The sequence below is a fragment of the Symmachiella macrocystis genome (genome assembly GCF_007860075.1).
Lineage (GTDB): Bacteria > Planctomycetota > Planctomycetia > Planctomycetales > Planctomycetaceae > Symmachiella > Symmachiella macrocystis.
Genome location: NZ_SJPP01000001.1, coordinates 1470006 through 1490154 on the forward strand (window position 1 = coordinate 1470006; position 20149 = coordinate 1490154).

Below are 20149 nucleotides of genomic sequence, written 5' to 3' on the forward strand. Positions count from 1 at the left end.
ACAAATGGGAGGAATTGATTCTCAACCAATTAACCTAACCAACGATGCGCCAATCGCACTCTCAACCCGCACGCTCCGCATCATACCGTGGAAATAGCGCCGCCCCTTTTTCGATTGGCGTGCCTGGTTGCAATTGGCCCCAGGTGGTGAGTTGTTCCCAATGGCCGCTACCGTTGTCGGCTAGCATGTCAGCATACGCCCCGCAGCCGATGCGCTGCCAGAAGATTTCGCACGCATCCGGGAGAAAGGGCCACAATAAGACCGAGGCGATGCGCAGGGCTTCGGTGCATTGATAGAGTACCGTGCCGACGGCCGGTCGTTGTGTTTCGTCTTTGGCCATGCGGAAGGGCTGTGTTTGTTCGATGAAGCTGTCGACGTCGCGCACCGGTTGCAGGGCAGCGTCACCGGCGCGGGTCAGGTCCAGGACTTCAAAATGCCGCATGTATTCGCCGGCCCAGTCGGATTGCTTGAGTGGCAGGTACGCTGGATCGTCGGCAGGCAGTGGTGCGGGGAGTTGTCCGTCGAAATACTTGCCAATCATGTTGGCGACCCGCGAGCAACTGTTGCCGAAGGTATTGGCTAGATCGCTGTTGTAGACTTCAATAAACAACTCAGGACTGAACGCGCTGTCGGAAACGCCCAACGGTCCGCGGGTACTCAGGAAATAACGCAAGGCATCCAGGCCGAATGTTTCGACGTAATTATCGATGGCTGCGGGGTCGAGAAAGTTGCCGAGCGATTTGCTCATCTTCTGGCCCGAGTCGCTGACCCAATAGCTGTGGGAGTAGACCTGTCGCGGCAGGTTGACCCATTCGAATCCAGGACATTTTTGCAGCGCCAACAGCAGTGCCGGCCAAATGGCTGCGTGAAACCAGAGGATGTCCTTGGCGATGAAATGCACCGCTCCGGCTTGCCAGAATTTGCGGCGGTCCCCCATGGGGCTGTCGGCATCGGTATCGACAAACGTGAGGTAATTGAACAGCGCATCAATCCAGACGTAGATCGTTTGCTCTGCTTCGCCGGGGACGGGAATGCCCCAACCGCCCGAACCGCTGCGGCTGATGGGAACGTCATCCATCTCTTTGATGCGGTTGACGATTTCGTTCCGGCGGGCATCGGGTTGCACGAACGGCACACCGTCCGCGTCGCGCTGTGCGTAGAACGCTAGGAGCGGTTCGCGATAAGATTCGAGCTTAAAGAAATAATTCTTTTCCGACTTGCGAATCAGCGGCTTGCCGTTGACCTCGGACTTGTAGTCGTTTTGCAGCGCCTTGTTGTCGGGGACATATTCTTCTTGGCCTGCGTCGTACCAGCCGACGTAGTCCCCTTGGTAGACGTCGCCCGAATCGAGCAGCGCTTGCACATAGCGCGAGACGGCCGCCTTGTGATGCTCGGAACTGGTGCGGACGAAATCGTTATTGGTGATTTCCAACCGCTCAAAGACTTCGCGAAAGGCGGCCGCGTTTTGATCGGCCCAGGCTTGCGGGGTCATCCCCATCTCGGCCGCTTTCTCCGAGACCTTGGCCGCATGTTCGTCGACGCCGGTGAGAAAGAAAGTCTCGTCACCAATCAGCCGGTGATACCGCGCGACGACGTCGGCGACCATCGTCGTATAGACGTGGCCCAAGTGCGGCCGATCATTGACGTAATAGATCGGCGTTGTGACGTAAAACCGCGATCGGTCGGGCATGCGCGTTCATCATCCGCCGGCTTGGAGTTGATGGGCGCGGGCCATGGCATCTTCGGCCTCTTGAATCTTGCCGCACCGCTGATAAATGACTGACAACTGCGTGTAGTTAAACGAATCTTTGGGATCCAACTCCACAACCTTCAGGGCGTGCGCGATGGATTCATCATTGCGGCCCAACCGCTGCAAATGGACTGCCAAGGCGGAGTGTGCCAACAGGTGCCCTTCGTCCTCTTTCAGGATTTCTTCCAGCTTGGCAACGGCGCCTTCCAGGTCGCCTGCTTCTTTAAGAGCGGTCGCTTCGTCGTACATTTCGTCCGGGGTAGCCATAATTTCCTCGTCGCTATGCGTTAAGTGCGCGGATGGAGGCAATCCGCAGGGAGATGTTATTGCGATGTATTATAGGGAGAACGGCCCGTTTTCCTACCGCTAGCGACCCGCGCAATCCGGATGCCAAGAATTTGCCTGTCAAATTCTTCACTTGAAGGTCAACAATTGTGGCCGCATGAAACGTATTGTGGACGACTCAGAACGTAACAACACCCCCAATAACAACCTCCCTCTCCCTCTGGGAGAGGGCCGGGGTGAGGGTTTTCGCATAACAGTTGTCGGACACCAACGTTTTTCGTTGGAGTGATCTGTTGTTCTATGTAAAAATTCGGGGCGGACGCAGCCCGCAGGAGGCCGCAATTTCCGCACTCATAAATGAGCAGAGTCTCGGTGGCAGGGCGAGCGGAAATTGCTGCGTCTTGTGCCTACGGCACACCGATTATTGTTCTCACACGCATTGAGGACGACTGAATACATAACAAAGCCCCCGAAAAGCACCTCCCTCTCCCTCTGGGAGAGGGCCGGGGTGAGGGTTTTCACACAACAGTTGTCGGTCACCAACGTTTTTCGTTGGGGGAATCTGCCGTCCTATGCGAGAAAGGTGCGTCGCGACGCACCCTACGGTGTGGGAAGGAACCTAGGGGGTGGCGTCCCACCACCAGTGCTGGGAGTCGGCTGCGTCGAGCGTGGCCAATTCACGGGGGCGGACCAAGTCCACCGATTCGACTTGTCGTGACCGATCGTTGACGACCTTCCGCACATTGCCAACGACCCCGCCGGCAACTTGCACGACGATGTCGCGGCCGCCGTAGACTCGATGGTTGATGACCGATTCGATTTCAGTCGGTGTCTCGACCTGTGCGACCTGATGCGCTCCGTCGGGGGCGAAGCTGCCCATGTCCCAGCCGACGGATTCATACAGACCGTCGCGTTGGCAAATCGCAGCCGCCATCGCCATATCGAATAGGTTTTTCAATTCAGTGAAGACCTTGTATTGCTCGGCGATCTCGGCGTAGTGCTTCGTAAAGTTCTCAGCGAATTCGCGGTTGATTGGTTCCGCTTTGCCGGTCTGGATCCGCCGGCCCTGTGCGGTCACGAATTGGTTTTCGGACTGGACCAAGACGGACGAACCACGGATTTCGAATGCGTCGCGCTGCGGGCTGTGCAGCACGGCTTCGTATTTCATCGTCAGCCACCAACGGAGCGCCGCCAGGGGAACGCCTTGAATATCATCGTTGCGGCGCAACAGCGAGAAGATGCTGGGGACGTTCGGCCCGCCATCTAGTTTGCCGATGCCGATCAATTTCATGCGGTAATCGGCGTCGAAGATCACTTGCGCGACGTGAGACGCGCGGGGCACGCCGTAGATTTGCACATCCTGCAGGCCCATGTGATCGCGCAATTCGCGGAGCCAACCATTCCGCGCACCGGGGCGCAACGGACCGTTCGCCTGTGAGGTTTCGACGAATTGTTTCAACTGTTTCAGGTTCGCTTCGCGGGGATTGATCGAACAGCCGAAACTACCATTTCCCGACGGAGCAAAGACGCGGAGCAGTGTGACCAGATCATCGAGTTGTAACACCGGCCGTCCGGAATCGACGCCCAGCGCGCGGCCTTCGTCGTCCAGTTGCCACAATTCAGCGGGGCCGGCGATCATCACGTCGCCCTGTTCGGGATAAACAAAGACATACTGCACAGCCGTCAAACCGGCCAAGTACCGCACATCGTCCGGCAGCGGCGCGTCGGCTTCGCGATAGCGGGCGACAATGCGTTCCAGTCTCGGCAATGAGACGATCCGCAATGAACTTCCACCAGTGACTTCCACAGGTGCGGCGGCCGGCGCGGATTGCGCAGCCAAGTTTTGCAAACTGGGGTCGTGATCCACGCGGGCTATTTGGTCGAATTGTCCGTGCGGATCAGCGCGGACGCCGGTCTCGAAGGAGGAAACTGTGCCGGGGCCGCCGACGTCTTCCCAGCCATCCGGCTCGACTGTGGTGGTGATCAAATCGATCAGCGAATCAAAATCCGCTCCCGATCCCCCGGCGGGTGGTGCCGGTGGTCCGTACTCTCGCGTCGCAACGGGCGGAGCCGCTGTTGCTGCTGCCACCGGTGCGACCAAATCAGGGAAGACCGGTTGATAGGCCGGGGCGACGGCGGCCACAGCGGTGGGAGTTTCTTCGGCCTCAGCATCCGGACTCGCAATCGCAACAGGTGTGACTGCGGGAAGGTCCGCCGGTTGCGGAGTTTGCACATCCGCTGGAACAATTATTGGAACTGCTGCAGCCGCCGTGGGGTTTCCCGTGGCAGTAACTGTCGTCGGGCGGTTCATCCAGCGTGATGCGATTCCAATCGATGTGACAACGAACACCAACGTCAACGTGCACGCCGCGATCAAGGAGCCGCGGTTGCGTCTACGCGATTTCCGCGCATACGAAGCTTGGGTGTCGAGTCGAGGGAAAGATCCGCTCGACGTCCGGGGTTGCTGCGCTGTGCGCGCACGGTGCATGCGATCGCTCATGGCCCGCCTTTCGGTGATAAAGGAGAAACGCTTTTACCAACGAATGTGAGCTTCGCACTTTGAAATCGACCGGTCAAGCACAATCCGGCGTATTTCGCAGCAAACCGGAGAGTTCGGGATTACCAGGAAAGACCGTGGTAACCGTCCGCAGAGGTCCGCTCCTTATCGATCCGCACCAAATCGATCACGATCTGATCCTCGCGGACACGATCTAAAATGCCTTCGTAATGGGCGTCTTTATTCCCGATGACGATGCATTCGCTGCTCTCGATCACCTCATCGAGGCTGCCGACCATCAGTTCCGAAACATGGCTGATCTTCTCATCAATAAATTTACGGTTCGATCCCATCAGCCGTGATGTCTGGATATGGGGATCAAAAATCATCACCTTTTTACCGCGACCAATCAACGCTTCAGCCAAGGCAACGTGCGGGCTTTCGCGGAGGTCGTCGGTATCGGGTTTGAAGCTGAATCCCAACATGCCAATTTTTTGTTTGCCGGTGGCAAGCACCGTTTTGATCGCCAACTCGACTTGTTGACGATTCGATTCCAGAATCCGCTCCAACATCGGCAGCGCGACATGATGTTCGCGGGAGAGCGCCATGATGGCTCGTAGGTCTTTGGGCAAACAGGAACCGCCGAACGCATAACCCGGTTTTAGGTAATACGGCGAGAGGTTCAATTTGTCGTCTGCGCAAAAGATCTCCATCACCGCATGGCTGTCGACTTCCAGTGATTTGCAGATGCGGCCAATCTCGTTGGCGAAACAGACCTTTGTGGCGTGGAACAAGTTGCAGGCGTATTTGATCGTCTCGGCTGTGCGCAGATCGGTGAGGAACAGCGGCGCGTCGATGTGGGCATACAGGTCGCCCACGATTTGTGCGTCTTCGGGACGCGATGCGCCGACAACTGTAAAGGGGGGATGTTCGTAATCCTTCAGCGCCGTTCCTTCTCGCAAAAATTCGGGATTGCTCACCACGGCGAAATCTTCAGGACAACTTTTGCCGCTGGCTTCGGCGATGACTTCAACACAGCGATCACAAGTGCCGGGCAGAACAGTTGAGCGGATGATCACCACGTGCCGCGTCTCTTTTTGCGCGATGGCTTTTCCAATATCACGGCAGACCGCTTCGATGGCGGAGAGGTCAATTTTCTCGCTCGGCAAACTGGGCGTGCCAACGCAGACGAACGAAATATCGGTCGCCAAAATTCCCGCCGTCGTGTCGGCGGTCGCGCTGAGACGTTTTTCTTCAACCTGCAAGGCGGCCAACTCCGCCAAGCCGGGTTCAAACAACGGTACGCTGCCGGAGTTGATCGCATCCACTTTTTCCGGCACCAACTCGACACCGATCACGGTGTTGCCCGCAGCTGCTAAATTCGTGGCTGAGACACACCCGACATAACCGAGTCCAAAAATGCTGATCCGCGCTGGGGTGCTGCTGGTCATCAAATCTCCAATAGTCTGCATCGCTAAGGCCGGCTGGGGTTCTGGCGCCGGTTGAGCTGGAATGGTCTGTGTTCGAGGGTTTGCCTGCGATCGGCCGCAAGTTCAGGCCGGTGTTGCTGATAGCATAGCATCCCAAACCCGCCGTTCCGACGTTTTCGCCGAAAATCCGAGCAGAGTTACGACGTTCATAGCGACCGTAACAATTCCAGCAGCGGAGCGTTCGCCTCGGGAAAGTGCAACGTCGCCAATTCGTCCGCTGTGACCCATCGAAAACCGTTTTCGGGAGCCGCATCGCCCGTTGTATCGACCGGCCGGCAGCGCCAGAAATGCAAGTCGACCGTCGCATGTGCGTAGGCAAATTCCCGCCGCAACAACAATTCCACCGCCTCAACAGCCAGCCCAGTTTCCTCGCCACATTCCCGCACGGCGCAAGCAGCTGGCGATTCATCCGCACGACACTTCCCACCGGGAAATTCATCATAACCAGCCAACGGCCCGTCCGAACCGCGACACCCGACCAGAAACCGTCCACCTGATTCCAAGACGGCAATGCCGATGACCTGCGGTGAGTGAGTTTTCATCGCGAAAACCGTTGGATAAGTCCATCGAAGAATGGCCGCCGCGCACGACGACAAAGTCGTCGGTTTGGGGAGCACTAGGGATCGCGAAACAGGTGAATCACCGAACTATTTCTGGGCACTTCGTTAGGCCGTAGGCTGTAGTAAGTAGGCCATAGGGTTGGCAGGCACACGTCATTCGGCCATCGATAGCCAAATGCCGCCCCCCCACCAGTCCTTCTCTGCCTACTGCCTACTTTTCTGGCCACCGGCCACTCCTTTATTTCCCCTGGAGCTCAACCGGCGGACCACCCATAATGTGATAGCCACCGTCGACGTGCAGCGTCTCGCCCGTCACACCGCTCGCCAAGTCGCTCAACAGATACAGACCCGACTTGCCGACCTCTTCGGGAGTCACGCCGCGTCGCATTGGCGAGAAGTCTTCGTACAATTTGAGCATCAAATCGAATTCGCCCACTGCTGAGGAACTGAGCGTCTTCAGTGGACCGGCGCTGATGGCATTTACGCGAATTCCCATCGGGCCCATTTCGCTGGCTAGGTATTCAGTCGTGCTTTCGAGTGCGGCTTTGCAGATGCCCATCATGTTGTAACCGGGGATCACCTTTTCGCCACCCAAGTAGGTCAGCGTCAAAATGCTGCCGCCCGGTTTCAACACGTGTTGCGCGCGTTGGGCCAAGGCAATCAGGCTGTAAGCGCTGATGTCCATTGCCAGTTTAAATCCTTCGCGACTGCAATTGACCACCAAGCCTTTGAGGTCGTCCATCGGGGCATAGGCGATGCTGTGCAGCACGAAATCCAATTCGCCAAACGTCTCCTTGGCGGCAGCGAAGGCGGCGTCGATGTCTTCTTCATTTTGCACGTCGCAAGGCATGATGACTTTGGCGCCGATCGGCTCGACAAGTTTGCGCAAACGGCGTTCCATGCGGGGCCGCTCTGGGTTCTTGTCGGGGATATGCGTAAACCCCATCTCAGCCCCTTCAGCGTGCAATTTTTCGGTAATCGCCCAGGCAATAGAATGATCATTGGCAATGCCAAACACCATTCCTTTTTTTCCGTCAAACATCCCCATGGTTGGAGTTTCCTTGATATATGCGGTGTGGTGAAGGTTTTTAGGCTATAAACTTTAGGCTGTAGGAATTGGGTTCCGGCGTTCCCGGGGCCGTTCCTCGGCGGTCTTGGGAGAGAATACCGGTTTGGTGGGGTTGCTTCAATGGCGGGGGCAGGGTGATAGTTTGAGGGTGGCTGGGGACGGACAAAGTCCGCCCCCAGTGCGTTGGATGGAGGAACTGCTGATGCCGGCCGGATTTTTGATGAATCCAACGACGTATTCGACGTTTATTCGCAGGGGAAAGCAGCAGGTTGTTACAATACCAGTTGATGTTCGTGCTTCGAAAACCGCAGTCGCAGATTTAAGGAGAGACGCTCATGACTCCTGTGCTGGCGAGTATCCCGGTGGGGCTCTGTTGGGCCTTGATCTGTTCGGCGCTGTTGCTTGCGTTTTGTATTGCTTCGGCGCGCATTCATTGGGCCGGGGCGGCCTTTGGATATTTGCTGTTCGGGGGGCTTGTGACGCTCTTTTGGTTCTTCGCCTTCACGATGTCACCAGTGTTGTTGTGGAATTGGGCCCTGTTGCTGTTGGTTACGATCGTTGCTGCTTCAATGAAGTGGTCCGTGCAGCGAACATTAGTCTGCGGTCTCACTGCGACGGCAGCCGCCTATCTGATCACGGCGGTTGCGTTCATCCCTGAATACCAGGAACGGCTAGCATTGCGTGAGGAGTATCCGCAAGTGTCGTTGGTCGAACGCTTGGCCTATGAGAATCGGCCTGAGACTTCCAAAGAAAGCGATGCAACAGGCAACGAGGATCCGCGAACAGGCTATTCCAGTTTGTACCTGGACGAAGTCGAATCCAAATTGGGAAATGAGGATAGACTTTGGAGTGACGATGTCTTCGCGCGGAGGAAGAGATCTCTCCCCTCTTTGTATCGCCCTGCGTTGAATGATGCCCACAAAGGTTTCGTTCATGAATTTATAACGGCAGACGGAGCCGGCGTAATGCGCATGCCCCGCCGCCCCGCACGCAGGGAGTTCATAGAGATCCCTGAAACAAAACCGATTCCGATTCCCAAGCCCTCACCCCAAGCCGAGCCGACACCCGAACAATTCGTTCGGGAGGATAAAATGGCTCCCGACACTCCGCTCGACAAAATGTACTTGGATCAATTCCACTTAGACGGTATGGCCGATTTTGCCGATGCCATCGGGTTCGGGTATGTCGAAGAATCCTGGAATTACAATGAACACAAATTGGAACATCACCTCGACCGCGTAACCGGGTTTCAACCGCATGCGTTTCGCAAATTTCCCGAGCCGCTCACCAACAGCGACAAGTCGGTGCGGTGGCTGATCGAAAAGCTGGAACTGGTCAGCCTGCTAAAACACGACACGCCGCGGGTGTACGAGTCGAAAAACCTGCCCCGCATGGATGAATTGAGCACAGCACCGACGCGGCCGCTCGATGAATTCGAGACAGCTGCACTGGCTCGACTGCGCGCAGGCGAAACGTTGGTCGTGCACCAAGACCACAACGACATCCGCATGCTCGGCCCGATCGTGGCGATCAACCAATGCCTGGAATGCCACAATGTCTCCCGGGGCGATCTACTGGGCGCCTTCACCTATCGCCTCGTCCGCGACCCACAATTACCGGCATTGGAGGGTAAGGCGGTTTCTTGGTTGGTGCGGTGACGGAGGAGTCAGTGACCTTGCGTTTCCATGAACGCGCGAAATGATGTATCTGCATACGGGCCGTAGGCGCGAGCGACATCGAAAACGGTCTTTCCCCGGCCGTCTTTAAGATACGGATCGGCGCCCGATTCCAGCAACACAGCGACGGCCGACCAATCAAATGTTGGCTTATTTGTTTGGATTGCCCCGTCAATGGCGACATCTACGGCTACAAAAAGTGGTGTCGTCCCACGAGCATCCGGCAGGTTCACGTCCGCGCCAGCAGTCACCAACAATCGAATGATTTCGCCCGTTTCATCTGTTTCAGCCGCGCACGCGATTGCTGACAATGAATAACGCCCCCGCCGATTGAGGTTCACTCCTGAGGCCAAAAGTCGCTTGATGGCAGAAGTATTCTTACAGCTAACCTCATGGACAAGATTGTCATGAATCAGCGACGATTCATAGCTGTATTCGACGTCCGTACCAGCAAACACGGCCTCAATCATCGGCAGAACAACTTCGATCGAAGTAATTTGACCTGTCAACATGATTGGGTTTTCGTCACTTATCAGCAGGTTGGCCCACTGATTGAATACTTCATAATTGGGCGGCCACATTGTCAGAGGCTCGACTTGAACAACCTTCCAATCGTGATTGCGAAACAGCTCGGCCAGCTGGGGGTAGCGCAACTGGGTACGTAGCGAACCGTAAAAAAACGGACACAACTCATTGAAATTTGGTCGAGCATCCATAGAGGGTCTCATGAACGATGCCGCACGTTTTTGCGAGATAGATTTGCGGGAGGCTGTCGAACACTTTGTGCGTCGTTTATCTCGTGATGAATATTCATAGCTAACAACCGTTTGCTATCGCCTCGCCCGCAACCCGCAAATGCCGGCATTGGAGGGTAAGGCGGTTTCTTGGTTGTCACGGTGACGGGATATGACGATAGAAATTGGTACTAAGAGTTGGCAAAGCCCTAGCTTGCCAAGCGACCATCGAACGTACTTCGCTATTCGTCGATTTTCATTTCCTTCATGAACTCCGACAAGTCCTTGGGATCGGGAGTCGTGATTTCACCATCAACAATCTTTACAAACAACCTTGTGTAGTCCAATGGGATTCCCGAAAGCTGCGACATCAAACCCATCATTCGCGACTTTTCCGTAATCGGCACGCGATAATATCCAAGTTCACCAACCAGTAAGTAATGGTGGGCAGCGTCTGATCCGACATACTCAATAAAGGGGAGATCCTTCGTCATTTCCTCAAGTTTCGATGGGGCGATATCCGTCGCCTCATCGACAGTGCGACCGCCGTGCGGGACTGCATTCCACCATACCGCCACGACAATCAGCCCGACCAAGATCGGTGGAAGAAGCCGCATCGCACGTGATCGCTGGACATTAGAAACACTCGCCAACTCGCTGCTCCTTCCCCTGCACGCTATAAATAAACCCAACAAAATGCTACGACTTTCTATTACACCGAAAGCCGTTCGTCCTACACAGAAAGGTGCGTCGCGACGCACCCTACATTTGCCCTCCGTGGCTCCGTGGTGAACCTTCACCACTCTAGAATCACCTTCCCCGAACGGCCTTCCTCCATTGCTTGGAAACCGAGTTCGTAATCGTCGACTTGGAAACAGTGGGTGATTACGCCGGTGATGTCGAGGCCGCTTTGTAGCATGGTGGTCATCTTGTACCACGTTTCGTACATCTCGCGGCCATAGATGCCCTTGAGCTTCAGGCCTTTGAAGATGACTTGGCTCCAATCGGTGACGATTGGTTTGGGGAAGATGCCGAGCAGGGCGACGCTGCCGCCGTGGTTCATGGTTTCTAACATTGATTGAAACGCCGCCGGGCTGCCTGACATTTCTAGGCCGACGTCGAAGCCCTCGTGCATGCCCAAGTCCTGCATCGCAGCTTGCAGTGATTTCTCTTGCGGATTGAGTGTGTAGGTTGCGCCGAGCCGTTGGGCTAATTCGAGGCGGTATTCGTTGATGTCGGTGACGACTACGTGCCGGGCGCCGACGTGCCGGCAGATGGCAGCGGCCATGACACCAATCGGGCCGGCTCCGGTGATCAACACGTCTTCGCCCACCATGTCTTGCGACAGGGCGGTGTGCGTGGCATTGCCGAAGGGGTCGAGAATCGTGGCGATTTCTGAAGGGATGTCGTCGGGGATTTTGAAGCCATTGGTCGCCGGCAGCGAAAAGAACTCGCCGAAGCTACCGGGTCGATCCACACCGACTCCTTGCGTATTGCGGCACAGATGCCGCCGCCCGGCGCGGCAGTTGCGACAATGGCGGCAAGTGATGTGCCCTTCGCCCGAGACGCGGTCCCCCGGTTTGAAGTCGGCAACGAGATCCCCGACCGCTTCGATCACGCCGCAATATTCATGGCCGGTCACCATCGGCACAGGAACGGTCTTTTGCGCCCAATCGTCCCAATGATAGATATGCAGATCGGTGCCGCAGATGGCGGTGTGCGTGATGCGGATCAACAGGTCGTTGGGCCCATATTCGGGAACCGGCACATCCTGCATCCACAGACCCGGTTCCGACTTGGCTTTGACGAGGGCTTTCATATGCGAGTTCGCTCCGAGTTGATCGCCGTGCGCGACCGCAAACGGTCGTCTTGGGAATTGTTAGGAGGTGAAGCATTCAGCTTGCATTATATCACGCCTAATCGTCGGCCGACTTTTTCGAAGGCGGCGACTGCTTTTTCCAGGTCTTCGCGGGTATGTGCAGCGGACATTTGGGTGCGGATGCGGGCTTTGCCTTGCGGGACGACCGGGAAGGAAAACCCGATCACGTAAACCCCTTCGTTCATCAACTGCGCCGCCATGTTTTGCGCCAAGACCGCATCGCCCAGCATCACGGGAATGATGGGATGGCTGCCCGGGACGAGGTCGAAACCGAGTCGCTGCATTTCGTCACGGAAAAATTGGCTGTTCTCGCGCAAGCGCGTCCGCAATTCATCGCCCGACTGCAACAGTTCCAACACCTTGAGCGAAGTGGCGACGATCACCGGGGCGACGGAGTTGGAGAACAAATAGGGCCGCGAACGTTGCCGCAGCCAGTCGATGATCTCCTTGCGTCCCGAGGTGAATCCGCCTGAAGCGCCGCCCAGGGCTTTGCCGAGCGTGCCGGTGATTACGTCGACGCGGTCCATCACGCCGCATGCTTCATGCGTTCCCCGCCCGCCGTCGCCGACGAAGCCGACGGCGTGAGAATCGTCGACCATCACCAGCGCCTCGGATTGATCGGCCAAGTCGCAGACGGACTTGAGGTCGGCGATTTTCCCATCCATCGAGAAGACGCCGTCGGTGGCGATCATGCGATACCGCGCGCCGGCAGCGGCATCCAATTGTTGCCGCAGGTCGGCCATGTCGTTGTTTTTGTAGCGAAACCGGTCCGCCTTGCAGAGCCGGATGCCGTCGATGATGCTGGCATGATTCAGTTCGTCGCTGATGACGGCATCCTCGACACCCAGCAGCGTTTCAAACAATCCGCCGTTGGCATCGAAGCAGGAAGAATACAGAATCGTCGATTCGGTACCGAGAAACTCGGAGAGTTTTTCCTCCAACTCACGGTGAATCGATTGCGTGCCGCAGATGAAGCGAACCGAGGAGAGGCCAAAGCCATATTGAGTGAGCGCCTCACGAGCCGTTTCGACAAGAGCGGGATGATTCGACAGTCCGAGATAATTGTTGGCGCACAAATTGAGCACCCGGCGGCCGTCGGCTTCGATCCAAGCTTGTTGCGGCGAAGTAATCGTCCGCTCCGCCTTATAAAGCCCCTGATCACGGAGCATGTCGGTTTGGGTCTGCAGGTCGTCAAGAAATGCGCGGTTGGTCATGGTCTTGTTCTCCTTCCGTTTGTTTCGATACCTGAATTCGGCGGGAGAATCAACTGGACGGGGACCGTTCATGTTGGCGATATGACGCAGCGTTGATCATTTTGATAAATACCGCCCGGTCAACGACGTCGCAACACCCGCCACCTCCGCCGGCGGGCCCTTTGCTACCACTTCGCCGCCGCCGTCTCCCGCGTCAGGGCCTAGGTCGATCAGGTGATCGGCGGCGCGGATGACGTCGAGGTTGTGTTCGACGACGATCAACGAATGACCAGCGTCTAATAAAGCTTCGAAGCAACCGAGCAGTTTGACGATGTCGGCGGCGTGTAGGCCGGTTGTGGGTTCGTCCAGTAGAAACAGTGTGCGGGTTTTTGTGCCGGAGGACAAATGGGCGGCGAGCTTGAGGCGTTGTGATTCTCCTCCCGAGAGTGTGTTGGCTGGTTGGCCCAACGGCAGGTAATCGAGTCCGACGTCGCGGAGGAACATCAACTGCTTTTGCAATTTGCGTTTGCCCCGGAAAAATGCGAACGCCTCGCCGACGGTCATATTGAGTACCTCGGCGATGGAGCGTCCGCGGTATTTGACGCCTAAGATCTCGCGGCGAAACCGGGTGCCGCGACAATCGGGACAGGTCATGGTTACGTCGGGAAGGAACTGCATGTCAATCTCGACCGCCCCCGCCCCTTGGCATTTGGGACAGCGGCCCCCTTGGGCGGAATTGAAACTGAAGTGCGACGCCGTAAAGTTGCGGACCTTGGCCTCAGCCGTGGCGGCAAACGACTTGCGAATCTCATCAAACGCCTTCAAATAGGTCACCGGATTGCTACGTGAAGAACGGCCGACGGGGTTTTGGTCGACTTGGATGACTTCGTCGATCGCCTCGATGCCGCTGATGTCGTCGCAGCGCGGGACGGTCGCACTGGCTTGTCCCAAGGCGCGACAAATCGCCGGATAGAGTGTCTGTTGCACCAATGTACTCTTTCCACTGCCGCTGACACCGGTGACGACGCACAACATTCCGAGCGGGAAGTCGACGTCAATGTGTTTGAGGTTGTGCAGGTGCGCATTACGGAGGTTGATGGTCCCTTGTGGATGGCGTTTCTGCGAAACGTTGGCGACGGTTTTTCGACCAGAGAGAAATCCGCCGGTGACGGAATCTTCGACAGCGACGATCTCCTCCGGCGGGCCTTGAAAGACGAGTTGCCCCCCGTTGCGTCCGGCGGCGGGGCCGATGTCGATCAGTTGTTCGGCGGCGCGCATAAAGGCTTCGTCATGTTCGACCACAACCACCGAATTACCGGCCCGTTGCAATTGCCCGATGGCGTCGATCAAGCGTTCGGTGTCGCGAGGATGCAGTCCGGCGGTCGGCTCATCCAGCACGTACAAGGCATTCACCAGACTCGACCCCAGCGCAGCGGTCAATGCCACCCGCTGCGCTTCTCCGCCGGAGAGCGTCCGCATCACACGATTGAGTGTCAGGTAGTGCAAACCGACGTCGTTCAAATACCGCAATCGGGCGCGCAATTGCACAAAAATCGTTTCGGCGACAGCGGCCCCCGAGGCATCGAATGACGTTTTGCCGGGAACCTCATCGAGCCACTTGCCAGCTTGCCCGACGGTCTGTGCGCAAAACTGAGCGATGTTTTTTTCACCGATTTGCACCGCCAATGCGGTTGGGTTCAATCGCGCCCCACGGCACGCAGGGCAAGGCTCGTAACTGCGCCAGCGGTTGAGAAAGACCGCCACGGATGTCTTGTATTTGCGGCGTTCCAGCCAACGAAAGAACCCGACCATCCCGCCGAAGTTTCGTTCCGGGACGCCGTCGTGAATCCGTTGAACTTGATCGTCCGTGAGATCTGCGAAGGGAATATCGACGGGAATATCATAGTCGCTGGCCAAGGCCAACAGTTCGTGCCACTCATGTTCGTACGCCGGTGTCGTCCAGCAGGCGATGGCGCCTTGCTGCAAAGTGAGCGTTGGATTGGGTACCAGTTTTTCCCAGGAGATCGCCGAGACCGATCCAAACCCCTGGCATTGCGGGCAGGCGCCCAGTGGTGAATTGAAACTGAAGGTCGAGGGCTGTGGTGACTCGAATTCACGACCACACTCCTCGCAGCGCAAACCGTTGGAAAAGGCGCACCGCTGCCAATGCTTGCCGTCGACTGCAATCGACGATGTAGAATCCGCATCTGCATCCGCGGCAATCAGCAACACACACTGCCCTGCCCCAAGCTGCATGGCCGTTTCGATGCTATCCGCCAGCCGCGCGGTGCTGGCGGTCCCCGCCGACAGCCGATCAACCACAATCAGCGCATCGGCGGACGGTTCGGCAAGTCCAACTGGATGGTCGCTCAGATTGACTGTTTGTCCCGCAGTGATGCAGCGTGTGAAACCGGCTTCGAGCAATCCGGCGATGGTCGCATCGAACGATTCCGAGCCTTCGGCAATCACCGGAAAACAGACTTGGAACCGTGTTTTGGGCGGCAGGCTTTCGACCTGTTGGCAAATATAGGCCGTCGAATGCCGTTGGACAGGCACGCTGCAATCGGGACAATACAGGCGTCCGATTTTGGCGTATAGCAGCCGCAAAAAATCATAGACTTCCGTTGCAGTGGCGACCGTCGAGCGTCCACTGCGGCTGCGGCTTGATTGGCGGATGGCGATCGCCGGCGGAATATGATCGATGCGATCGGCATCGGGTTTGTCCAACCGGTCGAGAAACTGCCGGGCATAGGCAGAAAAACTTTCAATGTACCGTCGCTGGCCTTCGGCATACAAGGTATCGAACGCGAGGCTGCTTTTGCCCGAACCGCTGACGCCGGTGATCACTACCAACTGCTTGAGCGGGATATCGATATCGATGCCCCGCAAGTTGTGCACCCGCACGCCGCGCAGTTCGATGGCCCGCGTGGCCTGCGGCGGAGCGGTCGTTGTTGGCGGCTGTTCGTTCATTCCTCAACAAGTGGCAAAAGACAACAAGCGGGCAAGTGCCACTCAATTCGGAGGGATGACACCCCTCTTTATTTGGTGGAGATCGTCGATTTCAGAGGGTTGAGCACTTCGTCGATCACGAATTTCTTTAAGAGATGGTCGTTCCGTTCGCGGAGCACATCCAACGTGTCGTCGAACGTGGCGCCCGGTTCTAAGCTGCCATATTTGCGGGTCGTGAAGTAGACGCTGATCTGCTCTTCGGGATAGTCGTCGCGGCGCACGTGATAGGCGCTGGTACGAGTTTCGATCATTAATCTCGCCTGCAGGCGGCAACTGTCGTCGAGGCTGATCGTGATGGCTGGTTCGTAATTGATCACGCGGGCATCGGGAAAGTCCACCATCCCGTCCATGGCTGAACTGGTCCCCAACGCTTCGGCGACCAGCGCGTCGTGGTTGCCTTTGTAATTGAAATCGAAGCCCAGCATGAAATCGAGAGCTTCGCAATCCATCGGGCTGACCGACAACATGTACGGAATGAGTTCCAACACCAATTTGTGCTGATCCATCGCCAATTCGCGGTTCGGAGGATTCACATAGCCGCTACAGACGCGGCGCGGCTCGATGGAAATCCAGCGATAACTGTTGTGCTCTTTATCTTCTTCGAGCACAAAATCCCCGGTATCCCGCGTATAAAAATTCCGCATCGTGGGATAGGTTTTTTGAATCCGCTCGAAAAAGCTGAGGATGGTTTCGCGTTGTTGCGGAAGCGGCATCTCCGTGTTGAGGTTCATGTTGACGTAAAAATCGTCCGCGAGAGAACTGAATTCGTCCATTCGGTTGTCCTCGCTGTTAAAGTAAGGTGAATCACTCACTAAAGTGTCGTTGCCCCAGGCAAATGTTTCGTTGAAACTTGAAAAAAGCTTTTTTAAATATGGTCATCCGCACTTGGTCGCCATCCATTCGGCAGGAACAGTGACAAGTTGTCCCAACAGACCCCCGTCCCGATCCTGTTTCCTTGGCCGCATTGCGGTATAATGGCAGCGACGGTCTGCCAGAGGTGCATTGTATAAAGGACGCCCAGATGGGTCAAAGAGACAATTCGTCGAATTCGAATCAACAGATGTCGATCTTTTTAACGGATCTGGGTTGGATGGGACTCACCGGCAACGGCAACCACGTCTATCGTCTGACTGTAGGACACAGTAGCGACGGCGAAGTTCGTGAGTCTATCTGCCAAGAACAGGCGACCGACCACAATCCCCCGCCTGCCGATGCGGACTGGTTCCCCAACTTGCGCCGCCGCTTACAGAAATACGGTCAGGGGGAATACGTCGACTTCTCCGACGTGCAGGTCGCATTTTCGAAACTGACCGCTTTCCAAGAATCGGTGATATCTGCCACCCGCGCAATCCAGTACGGGCAGACGGTCTCCTACGGCGAATTGGCCGAGCTGGCCGGCTACCCCCGCGCCGCCCGTGCCGTCGGCACAGTGATGTCCTCGAATCCTTTTCCCATCCTGATCCCCTGCCACCGCGTCGTCGCCTCCGGTGGAAAACTGGGCGGCTACTCCGCCCCGCAAGGCATCAGTTTGAAAGAGAATTTGTTAGCGATGGAGGCCGAAGCGGTGCGCGGCTAGTCGCTGCGGTTGTGCGGAGATTAGAATTTCGTTTCATTGCGAGAACCCGTTTCAAAACCCGGTTGCGATTGTTCTCGAAACATTCAGATCAGTCTCAGCGAGACGCGCCAGAGGGTTTTGAAACGACTTGTACAGGTAACAGAATCTTGTTCGTAGGCGTTCATCCTGCTGCAAGGCGTGATTGTTTGGTATGGAGTGAGCGGGAATTATGGGAGAATTCGATCCTTACCATAAGTGGCTGGGCATCTCTCCGAGAGACCAGCCACCGAGCCATTATCGCTTGCTTGGAATTGATGAATACGAATCCGATCCAGAGGTCATTGAAGCTGCGGCAGAACGGCGGATGTCGTTTCTGCATCAATATGTCACGGGTGATCACATCGCGGACGCCCAAGGTCTGCTCAACGAACTTGCTGCAGCGCGAGTTTGTTTATTAGACCCCAAACGTCGTCGCCTTTACGATCAGCAACTCGCGAGCCTTGCCAAGACTTCTCCCTTCCCAAGTCACGGGTCGGCAAGATTTCGCATCATTCTCATGAGCGTTGCCCTCTCCGCCATCGCCGTGTTGATCTGTGTGTTCGTTTTCGTATCGCGCGTGGCAGACACAGATCAACGCGACGACGTCGCCGATCAGACAATCTCGACGCCAAACAGCAACGCCGGTATTCCCCCCAGCCATGGCCGTGAACTCGCGGGGGACGATGCGGAGTTACGCCGACCTTCTAATGAATCGGCCGCTGTGAATAACTCGATTGAAGTCGTCAGCGACGCTGATCAACAGCTTGTGCTTGAGGACTCTGGTAATCGCAACGAGTCCACAATTGTCGAGCCCCCACCAATAGTGATCGACCCAGGTCCCAATCCCGATCCCAATAAACTGGATCCGGCTCAAAACGAAGTTGACGCCCAACCCGATCGCCCACCCACTGTCACGGAACAAGCGACTACGGTTACGCCGAACGAGGATATCACTGATAAGGCGAAACTTAAAATCCCCGATGAATCCTCCCAAATTGTCGCGCAACGAAAGATTCGCCAGCTGTTCGAAAAAGACTTTCGTTACGCCAGTCGCACAGAAGCAAAAACGGCCCTGGCAAAAAAACTACTCGAACTCGGGAAACAAAAGGACCTCGATCCCTCCGAAAGGTACGTCAGCCTCACGTTGGCCAAAGAGCTGGCAGACACAGCTGCGGATGACCAGTTGGCCGAAGAATCAGTGACCGAGCTCGACCGCTGGTACGATGTTGACGTGTTTGCCTTCAAACATGCGATCTTACGCCGACAGTTCCGATTAACACGTCAACCGGAAGCCTTCGCAAAACTTGCCGAGAAAGCATTGCAAAATGCCCAAGACGCACTTCGCGCAAGACGCTATGAATCGGCATCGAAAATTGCCGCGTTGTCGCAAGCCATCGCCCGAAAGTCCAAGAATCCCAGGCTACTGGTGGAAACACGCGTCGTGCATGATCGAACGCAGCAACTGCAAGACGAATCGTCCGATGCGATGAACGCGAGAAAACTCTTAGAGACTCAACCGCTCGATGGCCGCGCCAATGATACGTTGGGGCACTTCCTCTGTTTTGTGGAAAACGATTGGGAACAAGGAACGTTTTATCTCGCACGGTCCGATCACGAGGAAATTAAATTGGCCGCTCAACTTGAGCAGAAACAGAACACGACTGACGTCTCCCAGATTGGAGATGCCTGGTGGAAGTTAGCCGAACGAGCCACTGGAGAGAGTCAGCAACGTTACCAGCAACGTGCTCGACATTGGTATGAACAGGCGACGACAACACCGGGGACTTTTCAACAGAAATGGATTGCTTCGCGCGTTCAGCAGGCCTTGGAGGCCCCGTTCCCTGACCAAAAATTCTTCCTGACCGATCTGCCGGAGTTTGACCTAATTCTGGGACCGTGGGGATTTGCCAAGCACGGTAAAAAAGGGGCCTATCATCCGGATCCAATCATGGTCCATGGAAGTCATGTTGAGAATGGAATCGGCATGCACCCTCCCGGCGGCGGGCACTCGCGTGCGCGATACAACCTGGGAGGAAAATTTGGCACGTTACTCGGAGGAGCGGTCCTCGCAGCCGCAGCAGGGAGTTCCGGCGAATCGCCGGTAACCTTCAGCATTATCGCAGACAACCGCCTGCTCTGGACATCAAAGCCCCAACAAGCTGCTCAGCAAGTCGAAGATTTTGCCATCGATATTCGCGACGTCGAAATATTGGAACTGCGAACAACCTGTCCAGGAGGCGCGAACAATTGCCACGCCTGTTGGGTCGATCCCTACGTGATTCGTGAAGGCGGCCTTGTCCGCCGGAAACGCTAATTCGCACAAGTGCGACCGCGCGTTACTTTGCTCGGCTTTAGGCTGTAGTCCTTAGACCGTAGGGTTGGCAGCCGCTCAACAGCAGGCGATCCAAAGCCA

At 56.3% G+C, this 20149-nt stretch carries 15 protein-coding genes; 3 read left to right on the forward strand and 12 right to left on the reverse strand.

Features of this window, described 5'->3' with window-relative positions; genetic code table 11:
- Positions 1-61 precede the first annotated feature (61 nt).
- From CA54_RS05750 to CA54_RS05775, 6 genes are all read right to left on the reverse strand, one after another.
- Positions 62-1690 (reverse strand): class I tRNA ligase family protein, encoded by a 1629-nt coding sequence (locus tag CA54_RS05750; protein WP_146369874.1) that lies wholly within the window; start codon positions 1688-1690, stop codon positions 62-64.
- Between the two features lie 9 nt (positions 1691-1699).
- Positions 1700-2017 (reverse strand): tetratricopeptide repeat protein, encoded by a 318-nt coding sequence (locus CA54_RS05755; protein ID WP_145423453.1) that lies wholly within the window; start codon positions 2015-2017, stop codon positions 1700-1702.
- Positions 2018-2654: 637 nt separating this feature from the next.
- Positions 2655-4346 (reverse strand): DUF1598 domain-containing protein, encoded by a 1692-nt coding sequence (locus CA54_RS05760; protein ID WP_197532224.1) that lies wholly within the window; start codon positions 4344-4346, stop codon positions 2655-2657.
- 308 nt (positions 4347-4654) lie between these two features.
- Positions 4655-5983 (reverse strand): nucleotide sugar dehydrogenase, encoded by a 1329-nt coding sequence (locus tag CA54_RS05765; protein ID WP_146369876.1) that lies wholly within the window; start codon positions 5981-5983, stop codon positions 4655-4657.
- A gap of 185 nt (positions 5984-6168) precedes the next feature.
- The gene (locus CA54_RS05770; protein ID WP_146369877.1) at positions 6169-6564 is read right to left on the reverse strand and encodes a (deoxy)nucleoside triphosphate pyrophosphohydrolase; all 396 of its coding nucleotides are present in this window, start codon (positions 6562-6564) and stop codon (positions 6169-6171) included.
- A 256-nt stretch (positions 6565-6820) separates the two neighbouring features.
- Complete coding sequence (locus tag CA54_RS05775; RefSeq protein WP_146369878.1) at positions 6821-7630, reverse strand: enoyl-ACP reductase FabI; 810 nt, start codon at positions 7628-7630, stop codon at positions 6821-6823.
- Positions 7631-7986: 356 nt separating this feature from the next.
- Between CA54_RS05775 and CA54_RS05780 the strand changes: the two genes are divergently transcribed.
- The gene (locus CA54_RS05780; RefSeq protein ID WP_146369879.1) at positions 7987-9309 is read left to right on the forward strand and encodes a hypothetical protein; all 1323 of its coding nucleotides are present in this window, start codon (positions 7987-7989) and stop codon (positions 9307-9309) included.
- Positions 9310-9317: 8 nt separating this feature from the next.
- Here the strand turns inward: CA54_RS05780 and CA54_RS05785 are convergent, their stop codons facing one another.
- The 6 genes from CA54_RS05785 to CA54_RS05810 form a co-directional block, all read right to left on the reverse strand.
- Positions 9318-9839, reverse strand: coding sequence for an ankyrin repeat domain-containing protein (locus CA54_RS05785; RefSeq protein ID WP_231962978.1), 522 nt, complete (start codon positions 9837-9839; stop codon positions 9318-9320).
- 464 nt (positions 9840-10303) lie between these two features.
- Positions 10304-10678: a hypothetical protein gene (locus CA54_RS05790; RefSeq protein WP_146369881.1), complete on the reverse strand. Its 375-nt coding sequence runs from the start codon at positions 10676-10678 to the stop codon at positions 10304-10306.
- Positions 10679-10857: 179 nt separating this feature from the next.
- Positions 10858-11880 (reverse strand): L-threonine 3-dehydrogenase, encoded by a 1023-nt coding sequence (gene tdh / locus CA54_RS05795; RefSeq protein WP_146369882.1) that lies wholly within the window; start codon positions 11878-11880, stop codon positions 10858-10860.
- An 86-nt stretch (positions 11881-11966) separates the two neighbouring features.
- Entirely contained in the window at positions 11967-13154 is a 1188-nt protein-coding gene (locus tag CA54_RS05800) for a glycine C-acetyltransferase (RefSeq protein ID WP_146369883.1), read from the reverse strand.
- Between the two features lie 96 nt (positions 13155-13250).
- Positions 13251-16103, reverse strand: coding sequence for an excinuclease ABC subunit UvrA (uvrA, locus tag CA54_RS05805; RefSeq protein ID WP_146369884.1), 2853 nt, complete (start codon positions 16101-16103; stop codon positions 13251-13253).
- Positions 16104-16171: 68 nt separating this feature from the next.
- On the reverse strand, positions 16172-16915 hold the full coding sequence (locus CA54_RS05810; protein ID WP_146369885.1) for a hypothetical protein: 744 nt from the start codon (positions 16913-16915) through the stop codon (positions 16172-16174).
- A gap of 287 nt (positions 16916-17202) precedes the next feature.
- Between CA54_RS05810 and CA54_RS05815 the strand changes: the two genes are divergently transcribed.
- Both CA54_RS05815 and CA54_RS05820 read left to right on the forward strand, forming a co-directional pair.
- On the forward strand, positions 17203-17718 hold the full coding sequence (locus CA54_RS05815) for a methylated-DNA--[protein]-cysteine S-methyltransferase (RefSeq protein WP_197532225.1): 516 nt from the start codon (positions 17203-17205) through the stop codon (positions 17716-17718).
- 208 nt (positions 17719-17926) lie between these two features.
- Positions 17927-20050, forward strand: coding sequence for an NPCBM/NEW2 domain-containing protein (locus CA54_RS05820; RefSeq protein WP_146369887.1), 2124 nt, complete (start codon positions 17927-17929; stop codon positions 20048-20050).
- The last annotated feature ends 99 nt before the right edge of the window (positions 20051-20149 follow it).

What these genes read in the sequence shown, in the direction of transcription:
- CA54_RS05800 (WP_146369883.1), bottom strand. Translation starts at nt 13,154, where the DNA reads ATGACCAACCGCGCATTTCTTGACGACCTGCAGACCCAAACCGACATG.
- uvrA (WP_146369884.1), bottom strand. Translation starts at nt 16,103, where the DNA reads ATGAACGAACAGCCGCCAACAACGACCGCTCCGCCGCAGGCCACGCGG.
- CA54_RS05790 (WP_146369881.1), bottom strand. Translation starts at nt 10,678, where the DNA reads ATGCGGCTTCTTCCACCGATCTTGGTCGGGCTGATTGTCGTGGCGGTA.
- CA54_RS05765 (WP_146369876.1), bottom strand. Translation starts at nt 5,983, where the DNA reads ATGACCAGCAGCACCCCAGCGCGGATCAGCATTTTTGGACTCGGTTAT.
- CA54_RS05810 (WP_146369885.1), bottom strand. Translation starts at nt 16,915, where the DNA reads ATGGACGAATTCAGTTCTCTCGCGGACGATTTTTACGTCAACATGAAC.
- CA54_RS05755 (WP_145423453.1), bottom strand. Translation starts at nt 2,017, where the DNA reads ATGGCTACCCCGGACGAAATGTACGACGAAGCGACCGCTCTTAAAGAA.
- CA54_RS05760 (WP_197532224.1), bottom strand. Translation starts at nt 4,346, where the DNA reads ATGAACCGCCCGACGACAGTTACTGCCACGGGAAACCCCACGGCGGCT.
- CA54_RS05780 (WP_146369879.1), top strand. Translation starts at nt 7,987, where the DNA reads ATGACTCCTGTGCTGGCGAGTATCCCGGTGGGGCTCTGTTGGGCCTTG.
- tdh (WP_146369882.1), bottom strand. Translation starts at nt 11,880, where the DNA reads ATGAAAGCCCTCGTCAAAGCCAAGTCGGAACCGGGTCTGTGGATGCAG.
- CA54_RS05820 (WP_146369887.1), top strand. Translation starts at nt 17,927, where the DNA reads ATGGGAGAATTCGATCCTTACCATAAGTGGCTGGGCATCTCTCCGAGA.
- CA54_RS05785 (WP_231962978.1), bottom strand. Translation starts at nt 9,839, where the DNA reads ATGTTGACAGGTCAAATTACTTCGATCGAAGTTGTTCTGCCGATGATT.
- CA54_RS05815 (WP_197532225.1), top strand. Translation starts at nt 17,203, where the DNA reads ATGTCGATCTTTTTAACGGATCTGGGTTGGATGGGACTCACCGGCAAC.
- CA54_RS05775 (WP_146369878.1), bottom strand. Translation starts at nt 7,630, where the DNA reads ATGGGGATGTTTGACGGAAAAAAAGGAATGGTGTTTGGCATTGCCAAT.
- CA54_RS05750 (WP_146369874.1), bottom strand. Translation starts at nt 1,690, where the DNA reads ATGCCCGACCGATCGCGGTTTTACGTCACAACGCCGATCTATTACGTC.
- CA54_RS05770 (WP_146369877.1), bottom strand. Translation starts at nt 6,564, where the DNA reads ATGAAAACTCACTCACCGCAGGTCATCGGCATTGCCGTCTTGGAATCA.